The 10,407-nt window shown below is 72.5% G+C and carries 9 protein-coding genes; 1 reads left to right on the forward strand and 8 read right to left on the reverse strand.

Annotated elements, in window-relative coordinates; genetic code table 11:
• Window positions 1-37 precede the first annotated feature (37 nt).
• The 8 genes from chrA to Q7W29_12785 all read right to left on the reverse strand — a co-directional run bounded on the left by chrA (window position 38) and on the right by Q7W29_12785 (window position 8,562).
• Window positions 38-1,207, reverse strand: coding sequence for a chromate efflux transporter (gene chrA / locus Q7W29_12750; GenBank protein ID MDO9172687.1), 1,170 nt, complete (start codon window positions 1,205-1,207; stop codon window positions 38-40).
• The gene (locus Q7W29_12755) at window positions 1,204-1,575 is read right to left on the reverse strand and encodes a DUF423 domain-containing protein (GenBank protein ID MDO9172688.1); all 372 of its coding nucleotides are present in this window, start codon (window positions 1,573-1,575) and stop codon (window positions 1,204-1,206) included. Before Q7W29_12755 ends, chrA begins: the two co-directional genes overlap by 4 nt.
• Entirely contained in the window at window positions 1,575-2,387 is an 813-nt protein-coding gene (locus tag Q7W29_12760) for a hypothetical protein (GenBank protein ID MDO9172689.1), read from the reverse strand. The genes Q7W29_12755 and Q7W29_12760 overlap by 1 nt, the downstream gene beginning before the upstream one ends.
• Window positions 2,388-2,397: 10 nt before the next feature.
• The gene (locus tag Q7W29_12765) at window positions 2,398-2,592 is read right to left on the reverse strand and encodes a hypothetical protein (GenBank protein MDO9172690.1); all 195 of its coding nucleotides are present in this window, start codon (window positions 2,590-2,592) and stop codon (window positions 2,398-2,400) included.
• Complete coding sequence (locus Q7W29_12770; protein MDO9172691.1) at window positions 2,592-4,577, reverse strand: alkaline phosphatase family protein; 1,986 nt, start codon at window positions 4,575-4,577, stop codon at window positions 2,592-2,594. Before Q7W29_12770 ends, Q7W29_12765 begins: the two co-directional genes overlap by 1 nt.
• Complete coding sequence (locus tag Q7W29_12775; protein ID MDO9172692.1) at window positions 4,574-6,784, reverse strand: alkaline phosphatase family protein; 2,211 nt, start codon at window positions 6,782-6,784, stop codon at window positions 4,574-4,576. The genes Q7W29_12770 and Q7W29_12775 overlap by 4 nt, the downstream gene beginning before the upstream one ends.
• A gap of 111 nt (window positions 6,785-6,895) precedes the next feature.
• Window positions 6,896-7,702 carry an alpha/beta hydrolase gene (locus Q7W29_12780; protein ID MDO9172693.1) on the reverse strand — a complete coding sequence of 269 codons (807 nt, stop codon included), beginning with the start codon at window positions 7,700-7,702 and terminating at the stop codon, window positions 6,896-6,898.
• Window positions 7,699-8,562 (reverse strand): MBL fold metallo-hydrolase, encoded by an 864-nt coding sequence (locus Q7W29_12785; GenBank protein ID MDO9172694.1) that lies wholly within the window; start codon window positions 8,560-8,562, stop codon window positions 7,699-7,701. Before Q7W29_12785 ends, Q7W29_12780 begins: the two co-directional genes overlap by 4 nt.
• A gap of 146 nt (window positions 8,563-8,708) precedes the next feature.
• On the opposite strand from Q7W29_12785, the gene Q7W29_12790 reads away from it, so the two are divergent.
• Window positions 8,709-10,394, forward strand: coding sequence for a tetratricopeptide repeat protein (locus Q7W29_12790; GenBank protein MDO9172695.1), 1,686 nt, complete (start codon window positions 8,709-8,711; stop codon window positions 10,392-10,394).
• The last annotated feature ends 13 nt before the right edge of the window (window positions 10,395-10,407 follow it).

Raw genomic sequence — 10,407 nt, forward strand, 5'->3', positions numbered from 1 at the left:
ATCAAATTTACGACAACGAAAGAACGGGCAGATCCGGCTAGCCGAGCCCCCATAGCACGATTCCCGCAGCTCCTCCCCCCAGGACCAGCCACAGCGAACCGATGCGCGTGCGCACCAGCAGCAGCAGCGCCACCGCCGCCAGGACCGCCGTTGGCGCGTCGCGCACCGCCGCGCATCCGATCTGCCAGGACACCGCCGCCATCAGCGCCAGCGAGGCCGTGACCACGCCGTCCAGGAAGAGGCCGGCGGTCGGGGAGCGCCGCAACCGCGGCACCAGCGGCCCGCTCAGGGCCACGAAGACGAAAGCCGGCAGGAAGATCCCCAGCGTCGCCAGCATGGCTCCGGGCACGCCGCCCAGCAGGTAGCCGATGAACGTCGCGGTGGAGAACAGCGGACCCGGGGTCACCTGGCCGACCGCGACGGCGTCCAGCAGCTGGGATTCCGTGAGCCAGCGCCAGCGGTCCACCAGGTCGGCGCGCAGGAAGGCGATCAGCACGTAGCCGCTGCCGAAGAGCACCGAGCCGACCTTCAGGAAGAACAGGAAGAGCGACGACAGGGCGAACGGGCGCGCGACGATCTCGGCGGCGCCGGCGACCGCGGCGGCGGGCAGGCGGGAAGCGGCGGCCAGGAAGCCGCCCAACCCCAGCAGCAGCACGCCCGGCGGCCGCCGCAGCCGTGGCAGGCGCGTCGCGAGCGCCGCCAGTCCGGCTCCCGCAAGCACGAGCAGCTCGTTCACGCCCGTCAGGATGGCGCCCAGGGACGCAACCGCCAGGATGATCGGCAGCGGCCGCTTCAGCGTGGAGCGCGACATCCCCCACAGCGCGTGCGCCACGATGGCGACGATCACCGGCTTCACGCCGTCGAGCAGCGCCGCGACCCGCGGCAGCGCGCCGAAGCGGACGTAGGCCCAGGCGAAGAGCAGCGTGATCAGGACGGCCGGCAGGATGAAGCAGGCGCCCGCGACCAGCAGGCCGGGCCGGCCGGCGCGGCGGTGGCCGATGTGGATGGCGAGCTCGGTGGAGTTCGGGCCGGGGATCAGGTTGGTCGCGCCCATCAGGTCCAGGAATTCCGCGTCGGTGAGCCAGCCGCGCCGCTGCACGACCTCGGTGCGCATCAGCGCGTTGTGGGCCGCGGGACCGCCGAAGGAGAGCGCGCCCAGGCGCAGGAACAGGCCGGCCAGTTCCCGCAGCCGCGCGCCGCGGCTCATCGCCGCGCGAGGAAGGAGAGCGCCAGCAGGCCCCAGCCCGCCAGGAAGAACACCCCGCCGAAGGGCGTGACGATGCCCAGCTTGCGCAGGCCCGTCAGGGCCAGGGCGTAGAGGCTGCCCGAGAACAGCAGCGTGCCGGCGAGGAAACACCAGCCGGCGGCGCGGGCCTGTGGCCCGGAGGCGACGCCGCCGCCGGCGGCCCAGGCGGCCGCGAGCAGGGCGAAGGCGTGGTACATCTGGTAGCGCGCGCCGGTCTCGAAGATGGTCAGCATCTCCGGCGTGAGCTTCGACTTGAGCCCGTGGGCGGCGAACGCGCCCAACGCGACGGCGACCAGGCCGGACACGGCGCCGGCGAATGCGAAGTTCATCAGATCTCCACCTTGAAGAGGCCCTTGACCGCCAGCCCGCCGGCGATCGAGAAGAGGCAGAAGCCCCACAGCCAGTTCGGCATGCCGAGACGGTCGCGGCCTCGCGCGGGCAGCTCGGCCCGCAGCTCGGTCACCACGGCGCCGCCGGGCAGGGGCGATTCGGCCGGGTGCAGCAGGACGTGACGCCACCCCGCCGTGACGCGGGCCGCGGCGAGGCGGCCCAGCGCTCCGTCCGGGGCCAGGCGTTTTTCGAAGCGCTCGGCGCCGTCGACGACGGCGAACCCCGCGGGGGCGTCGCGCTCCGCCCGCACGCGCCACCAGACGGTGCGCTCGGCGCGGTCGCGCACCGGCCCGGCCGCCACGGCCAGGCCCGCGGCGGGTTCGAGCGCGAGGCGGTCCGGGGACGCGCCCTCGGCGTAGCGCGCCGCGACCAGGATCTCCTCGCCGGCGCGCAGGGCGCGGCGCTGGAAGCGCGCGTCCAGCTGCACGATCGCCAGCAGCGCCAGCGGCAGCAGCACCAGCAGGGCCGGCAGCGACACCAGCAGGTAGCGCAGGTTCGCCGCCAGCAGCCGCGCCTGCAGGCGCGCCATCACGGCCAGCGAGTCCTGGTACAGGCTCAGCTCGTAGAGGCCGCCGGTCAGCTCGCGCCGGCGGCGGGCCAGCAGGTCCTGGTTCGTCGTGAGCTTGAACAGCCATAGCATCGCGACGCCCGCGAGCGCCGACACCACGGCCAAGCCCGCCCACGGCGCACCGCCGAAGGGGCGCAGCAGCAGGTCGAACAGGCCGTTCAGCAGCGAGGCGATCCAGGTCACCGCGGACTCCTCAGGAGATGTAGCCGAGGCCCTGCATGCGCTTGCGGATCTCGTCCTCGGAGGCGCCGCCCTCCTCGAACTTCGCGATCTCGCGTTCCAGCACGTGGCGGACGAACTCCTCCGGCGAAGCGTAGCCGGCGATCCCGGCGTACTTGCGGATCTTGGCCAGCAGGGCCTTGTCGATCTTGACGACGGGTCCGAACATCAGCGACCTCCCGTGAAGAGGGGGCTGCCGACCATCTCCGGCAGCGGCGCGATCCCGAAGAGGGAGAGGAACGTCGGGGCCAGGTCCAGCAGGGTCGGGTCGGCCTTGTCGATCCGGCGGCTGCTGATGATGATCCCGGGCACCTCGTCGGCGGCCATGCAGTGGTCGCCGCTCCACTTCATCATGTTGTCGGCGAACGTGGCCTCGGGCACCTCGCCCAGCGCCGACTCGTTGGAGCCGCGGAAGCCGCGGTGGTAGCCCAGGACGATGTCCGGCGCCTCGGCCGCGTGCGGGCCGTGGTAGACCTCGTCGGTGCGGTAGGCGTGCTTGATCGCCCGCCCGCCGGTGACGGGGTCGGTCACGGCCTCGAGGCCGGCGACCAACTCCCGCAGCAGGGCCTCCCGCGCGGCGCCGGGCTCGACGATCCCGCGCTCCTCGCGCCCGCTCAGGTTGAGGTAGAGCCCGTTGATGCCGATGGCGTAGGCCCGGGTGCGGTTCCAGTCGATCCCCGACAGGTACATCACGTCCTGCGGCGCGACCCCGGGCTCCAGGACCAGGTACCCGTGGTCCAGCAGCCAGCGGTTGACGTGGAAGGAGCGGTGGTAGGGCGCGAAGCCGTGGTCGCTCAGCACCAGCACCAGCGTCTCGTCGTCCACGTGTTCCAGGGCCAGGCCCAGGGCCCGGTCGCAGTTGCGGTAGACGTCGCGGATGCGCTGCTCGTGGCGCGCGGCCTCGACGTCGTGACGCGGCGAGTCGTGGTCCATGTTGCGCCAGAAGGTGTGGCAGGTCTGGTCGGGGCTGTTGAAGTAGAAGAACAGGAAGCCGTCCGACTGCGTCGCGAAGCGGTCCAGTTCGTTGCGCAGCTGGCGCTCGCGTTCCTCGAAGACCAGCGACGACTGCGACACGTAATCGTCGTCGTTGAAAGCGCCCTCCTCGAGGGCCTTGGTGTCGTCGGGCAGGCCCTGCGTGTAGAAGGGGCCCAGGGTCGCGGCCAGTTCGCGCGACCAGTCCGCGGGCGTGCTGATGGGCATCTCCGGCGCGGCGGGGTCGAGGTTCACCGGCGTGACGTACAGCTTGAACGTCGGCGAGACTTCCTTCAGGTAGAAGCGGCAGACGCCGCGCACGGTCTTCAGGGCGGGCACCAGGCGGAAGCGCAGGGTGATCCAGTCGCTCCACTCGCCCTGCTTCAGCAGGAAGCGCTCGCCGTCGACGTCGAACAGGGCGCTGCCTTGCTCGCGGTCCACCACGGCCTCGAAGGGCAGCCGCGCTTCCGGGTCGCCCGCGCGGTAGGTGTTGGCCGGGCCGACCAGCTCGCCCCACACGCGGCCGTCGCGCAGCGCGACCGGCACGTGGCGACCGCCGGACATCTCGACCTCCTCCGCGAGGTCCTCAGTGAAGTAGCTGTAGATGCCGTAGGTGCCCAGGATGTCGGGCGTGCCCATGCCCGACAGCGTGTGCGCCTCGCACTCGACCGGCGGGAAGTTGGCGGGCACCTTGAAGACGGTGGCGTCGACGCCGGCCCGGTCCAGCAGCTGCCAGAAGGCGACGCCGTCGCGCAGGTTCTCGACGTGGCCTTCGTCGCGCGGGAACTTCCAGGGCCCGACCTTCCACCAGCGCTGCGGCTCCATGGCCTGGGCGGCCGACAGGTAGGGCGTCAGCGTGGCCGGGTTGCGGTGGATGAAGTCGAAGATGCCGTGGCCGCCGGGGTCCATGCCGGTGATGAAGTTGGACCAGGCCACCGGCGACTGGGGCGGGATCGCCGTGCCGAGGCTGCGGTAGTCGCCGCGCGCGATCAGGGCGTCGAAGTTGGGCAGCGAGCCGTCGGCGCGGAACCGGTCCAGCAGCTGCGGGTCCATGCCGTCGAAGCCGATGCACAGCACCTTCGGCTGTTCCCGGGGCGGCGCCGCGCCGGCGGTCGCGGCCGCGAGCAGCAGGCTCGCGAACGCGGCCAGGGCGAGGGTCGTTGCGGTGCGGCGCGGCGTCACGGGGCTTCTCCTTCGGGCAGCAGGCTGCGGCCGGTCATCCAGGCCGGCTTCGCGATGCCGAACAGGTCCAGGATGGTCGGCGCCAGGTCGGTCAGCGCCGGCTTCGTCGCGGCGAACGGCAGCGACGAGAAGAGGATCCCCGGCACCAGGCGCGGGTCGACGCAGTGGTCGCCCGACCAGCTGCGGGTGTTGTCCTCGAAGACGTCGGCGGTGATCCGTCCCACCGCGGCGTCCCAGCCCGTGCGCCAGCCGGCCTTGTAGCCCACCACCAGGTCGGGGCCGTTGTCGACGTACGGACCGTGGTAGCATTCCCGGCCGTCCCAGACGCCGTTGACGCAGGCGCAACCGCGGCCGGGATCGCGCAGCTCCCGCAGCTTCGCCGCCAGTTCCAGCTTCAGGGCGTCGGCCGCGTCGGGCTCCACGATCCCGCGGGCCTCGCGGCCCTTCAGGTTGAGGTAGAAGCCGCCGAGACCGGTGGCGTAGGCGCGGGTGCGCGACCAGTCCACGCGCGTCGGTTCGACCCGGACGCCCGGCGCGAGGGCCGGCGGGGGGCCCGCGGCGGGATCGTCCAGCAGGCGCAGGTAGCCGTGCTCCCGCAGCCAGGTGTTGAGGTTCACGCCGCGCTGGAAGGTCTTGAAGCCGTGGTCCGAGACGACCAGCAGCACGTCGCCGGGCCGCAACCGCTCCATCGTCTCGCCCACCAGCGCGTCGGCGCGGTCGTAGAGGTCGCGGATGGCGTGGCGGTGGCGCGCGACGTCCTTGCCGGCGTTGGCCGGGTGCGCGGGGTCGAGGTAGCGGAAGAACATGTGCTGCACGCGGTCGGTGGCGTCGAAGACGACCGTGATCGAGCCGGTGCGCTGGCGGTCGAGCGCGTGGAAGAACTGCCGGCGGCGCTCCTCGTGGATCTCGTAGGCCTGGTCCAGGAAGGCCTGCTCGTCGATGACGCGCTCGTTCAGGGCCCAGGTGTCCTCCGCCAGGCCCAGCGTGGCGAACGGCCCGTGCAGCTTGCCCAGGGCGACGGCGTAGTGGGCGGGGTGGGAGATGGTCAGCGCCGGCTTCTCGGGGTCGAGGTGCACCGGCGTCACGTAGAAGCCGACCGGCTCCTCGAAGCTCGTGACGCGGAACTTGCAGATGCCGTGCGCGGTCAGGCCGGGCCCGGCGCGGAAGGCGACGCGGATCCAGTCGCTGTTGACCTCGGCGCCCAGGGTGAACGCCCGCCCTGCCACGCGGAAGTGAGCCAGGCGGGCCGCCGCGTCGAAGCGCACCTCCACCGGCACGCTCAGCGGCCGTCTGTCGAGGTCGTCGGGGCCGGCCAGCCGCGCGCGCCAGAGGTCGCCGTCGCGCTCGAGGCGGTTGCGCACGCCGCCGATCGTCTCGTTGTCGGCGACGGGAGCCACGCCGGCGGACGCGCCGTCGATCGGGGCGCCCTGGTCCGGGTCCGAACCGTACCAGGAGAACGTGCCCTGGGTCCCGCGCAGGTCGGGCACGCACATCGCCGACAGCATCTGCCCGTCGACCTTCTCGGGCGGGAAGGTGATCGGCACCCGCAGCACCGTGGCCTTGACGCCGTGTTCGCCCAGCACCTGCCAGAAGGCCTTGCTGCGCCGCAGCAGTTCGAAGCGGGGCTTGCCCAGGGGCAGCCGCCAGGGGCCCAGCTTCAGCACGCGGTCGGACGTCTCGAGGCGGGTGGAGGAGAGCACCGGCAGGCAGGTGCGCAGGTCGCGGTTCAGGAAGTCGAAGATGTTGTGGCGGCCCGCGTCGACGCCGGTGGCGAAGCCCGACCACGCGACCGGCGACATCGCGGGCGTGGTCGTGGACAGCGGCCGGAAACCGCCCTGCGCGGCGAGGCGGCGCAGGTGGGGCAGGCGGCCCTCGCGCAGGCCCTGCTTGACCAGGCCGGGGTCCAGCCCGTCGAGGCCCAACACGACGACCCGCCGGGCGCGGGCCCGGCGCAGGCGCCGCCGGCCGCGCAGGTACCGCAGCAGCGTGCGCAGGGGCCACAGCAGCAGCGCGCCCAGCGCCACGAACACGCCGGCCAGGCCGAACAGCACCGACCCGCCCAGCGCGAACCCGGCGCCGGGGCCGATGTACGCCGCGGCGGGCGCGGCCGCGGCGACGGCGGCCAGCCCGACGATGGCGGCGAGGCCGCGCCCGCTCGCGCGGCGCGGTCCGTTCTCGCGATGTCGGCGGTGCGTGCGGCGCGGCATGGCATGTCCCGGTCAAATGGTCCGGCGTGCGCGGCGGAGACGACCGTTCAGGATAGGTGAACCGGGTCGCGATGGCATCCCAAAACCGTCCCGGGAAACCGGCAACAGCGTTTATTTCTGCAGCGCGTAGGCCGCGATGACGCTGGCGGTGTAGTCGGGCTCCTCGAGCATCACGAAATGGCCGACCCCGGGCATCGTCTTGAACGCGATCGTGCGCGCCCCGGCGAAGCCGTAGCCGTCGAGGAACTGCTGCGCGAGGTTGGGGTCGGGCAGCAGCGAGCCGCTGCCGATCACCAGGATCGGGATGTCGTGGCCGTTCAGCTCGTCGCTCAGGTCGAAATCGAAGCTGTCCAGCAGGAGCTGGGTGAAGGTGATCTGCTCGGTGCGCAGGGCCTGGTCGACGATGCGGTCGGCGATCACCTTCTCCTGGCTGAGCTGCCCGAAGTAGTTGGCCAGGTACGCGTCGTAGTTGTTGGCGAGCTGGTCGGCGACCTGCACCTTCATCTCGCGCGGGGCCGACTGGCGCGGCACGGCGTCGATCAGCACCAGGCGGCGGACCTGCTGCGGGTGGTCGAAGGCGTAGGTCATGGCGACCAGGCCCCCGAAGCCGTGCCCCACCAGCACCGGCGTGTGGATGCCTTCCTCGGCCAGGAACCGGCCGAGATGGTCGGCCACCGTGGCGATGGTCGCGTCCTTGATCGGCGGGGTGCGGCCGTGGCCGGGCATCTCGTAGGACCAGACCCGGAACCCCAGCTGCAGGCGAGGCGTCACTCCCTCCCAGATCGAAGCGTCGGAACCGAGGCCGTGGATCAGGACGATGTCGCTGCCGATCGGATCGAACGGCGCGGCCGCGTCGTCGGCGGCGGCGGCGATCGTCGCGCCGAGGATCAGGACGGACAGCAGAAGCACGCGCTTCATGGGAGGGCCTTTCGCGGCTCGGGGAGGGGGGGCGGTTCGCCGATCACTTCGAACAGGTCGCCGTCGGACGCCACAACAACATCGGCCGGCGCGTGTTCCCGCACCAGGGCGGGGAGATCCAGGGCGGCGGCGGCGGGGTAGAGGTGCGTCAGCACGACGCGGCGCGGCCGGGCCGCCGCGATCAGGGCGCCGACGCGCGACGGCGACATGTGGCCGTCGATGGCCAGCTCGTCGGGCGTCGAGCACTCGACCACCAGCAGGTCGGCCCCGAGGGCGGCGGCCTCCAGCGCCCGGCAGGGCCCGGTGTCGCCCGAGAGGACCAGCCTGCGCCCGTCGCGGTCGCGCGCGAGCCAGCCGAGGTTCTCGGCACTGAAGCGGTCCTCGCCGTGTTCGACCCGAAAGGCCTCCAGCGCGGACGCGCCGCGAGCCGTCCCGACCGCCCAGCGGCCGTCGTCGTCGGGTTCCAGCGCGTCGCCGCCGGCGACCTCCAGCACCTCGAGCGGCCGCCGGCGCGGCGTCAGCCAATCCCCGTAGAGGTCGCGCAGGCGGTCGAGGTACGCGGCCAGGCCGCGCGGCCCGATGACCTGCAGGAGGCGCCGCGACTGCGGGACGACCGTGTGCAGCGCGAACAGCAGCGGGGCCAGGTCGGCGCAGTGGTCGAGGTGCAGGTGGGTCAGCAGGACGGCGTCGATCCCGTCGATCGTGGCCGGACCGTGGGGCGAGCGCACCAGTCGGACCAGGGCGCCTGGACCCGGGTCCACCAGCAGGGAACGGCCGTCGATCGTCAGCCAGGCGGCCGACGGGCTGCGGTCGATGGTCGGCACGGCGCCGCCGGTGCCCAGGATCAGCAGAGCGATCATGGTGTACAAGCAAGCGTCGCGTCGGGCCGGGGTCAAGCCGCAAGCCGCGAGCCGTCCGCTAGACACCCGCGGGCCAGCCGACTATCATGATCCATCCGCGGCCGGCCGGGCCGCGTCCCAGGGAATGCCGAGAGGAAGCCGAGAGCATGAAGTCACGACCGATCGTCATCGCCCTGCTGGCCGCCGTTGCGTTCGCGGCCCCGGCCCGCGCCCAGATCGCCCCCGCGGACACCTCCGAGGTGATCCTGCGCGACGACATGAGCGACGACGAGAAGATCGCCGCCCTCAACCGCCTGCTGGTGCTCAACCCGCGCAACTCCGAGCTGTACAACGACCTCGGCGTGATCTACGCCGGCCGCGAGGATTGGCTGTCCGCCCGCGACGCCTTCATCGCCGCCATCCAGTCCGACCCCCGCGCCCCGGCCAGCCACCGCAACCTGGGCCTGGTCATGACCAAGCTCGAGCAGTACGACATGGCCCTCTCCGAGCTGGACGCCTACCGCAATCTGGCGCCGGACGGGGGCGGGGACGCCTGGAAGCTGATCGCCGAGGCCCGCCGCCGCTCCGGCGACCCGGAAGGCGCCGCCGCAGCCTACGAGAGCGGTCTGGAGGCCTACGGGCAGGTGTTCGGCGCCGAGACCTGCGACCTGATCATGGGCCGGATCGTGCTGGCGGAGGCCGCGTCCGACCAGCAGACCGTCGACGCGGTGCTGGAGCGCTACGCCGCCGGGGCCCGCGACCACCTGGCCGCGACCGGGTTCGTGCCGGCCGACCGGACCGGCCTGGCGGCGAAGGCCCTGCTGGAGCGGGCGCTGCGCCGCCGGATCGACGCCGCCCAGGCCGAGACCCAGGAAGGCCGGCACGCCGCCGCGGCGGCCCTGTACGAGGCGGCGATGGTCCTGGACCCGTCCCGCCAGGACCTGCTGCCCCTGGCCGCCTTGTCCTGGTTCGACTCCGGCGACGCGATGAAGGCGAAGGTCATGGCGCGGCGCGCGACGCAGGACCATCCCGAGCGCCCGGACGGCTGGCGGGCCCTGGGCCGCATCGCCGAGGCCGAGAACCGCTCCCAGGACGCCATCGCCGCCTACACCAGCGCCTGGACCCTCGACGACACCCAGGACGACGTGGCCGCGAAGATCGGCACCCTCTACCTGCGCGCGGGGGACAACGAGGGCGCGCGCAAGTTCATGGGCGCGGTCGTGTCCTCGCCCGACACGCCGCCGGAGATCCTCTTCAACTACGGGCTCAGCCTGCAGCGGTCCGACGACCACAAGCTGGCGGTGCCGCCCTTCTACAAGGCGGTGGAGAAGGACCCCGGCCTGATCGCGGCCTGGAAGGCCCTGGCCGCGTCCCTGCGCCAACTGGAGCGCTGGCACGAGGCGGCCGTCGCCTACGAGCGCGCCCTCGCCTCCGAGCGCGACCCGAAGCTCGCCTTCCAGCTGGGCACCTGCCTGGTGAAGGACGGCCGCCCAGGGGACGCCATCGCCGCCTACCGGCTCGCCCTGGACCTCGACCCCGTCTACACGAAGGCCTGGTCGAACCTCGGCGTGGTCCAGATGCAGATCGAGGATTACGTCGGCGCGCTCGACTCCTTCCGCACGCTGGCGGCCCTGGAGGACGACGTCTACCGGGCCCGTCTGAACGAGGGGGTCTGCCTCTACCAGCTCGGCCGCTACGAAGAAGCCATCGCGGCCTACGAGCAGGCCCTGGCCCTGCAGGAGACCTCGGCGGTCTGGGAGAACATGGGCCACGTCTTCGACAAGCTGGGGGACAAGCAGGGGGCCGCCTCCTGCTTCAAGGAAGGCCAGCGCCTGAAGGCCGAGGGCAAGTGACGACCCGCCGGCG

The sequence above is a fragment of the bacterium genome (genome assembly GCA_030654305.1).
In the GTDB taxonomy this organism is placed as follows: Bacteria; Krumholzibacteriota; Krumholzibacteriia; order LZORAL124-64-63; family LZORAL124-64-63; genus PNOJ01.

Excerpts from the sequence above, each read along its gene's own strand:
- Q7W29_12765 (MDO9172690.1), bottom strand. The coding sequence starts at position 2,592 with ATGTTCGGACCCGTCGTCAAGATCGACAAGGCCCTGCTGGCCAAGATC.
- Q7W29_12755 (MDO9172688.1), bottom strand. The coding sequence starts at position 1,575 with ATGAACTTCGCATTCGCCGGCGCCGTGTCCGGCCTGGTCGCCGTCGCG.
- chrA (MDO9172687.1), bottom strand. The coding sequence starts at position 1,207 with ATGAGCCGCGGCGCGCGGCTGCGGGAACTGGCCGGCCTGTTCCTGCGC.
- Q7W29_12780 (MDO9172693.1), bottom strand. The coding sequence starts at position 7,702 with ATGAAGCGCGTGCTTCTGCTGTCCGTCCTGATCCTCGGCGCGACGATC.
- Q7W29_12785 (MDO9172694.1), bottom strand. The coding sequence starts at position 8,562 with ATGATCGCTCTGCTGATCCTGGGCACCGGCGGCGCCGTGCCGACCATC.
- Q7W29_12790 (MDO9172695.1), top strand. The coding sequence starts at position 8,709 with ATGAAGTCACGACCGATCGTCATCGCCCTGCTGGCCGCCGTTGCGTTC.
- Q7W29_12775 (MDO9172692.1), bottom strand. The coding sequence starts at position 6,784 with ATGCCGCGCCGCACGCACCGCCGACATCGCGAGAACGGACCGCGCCGC.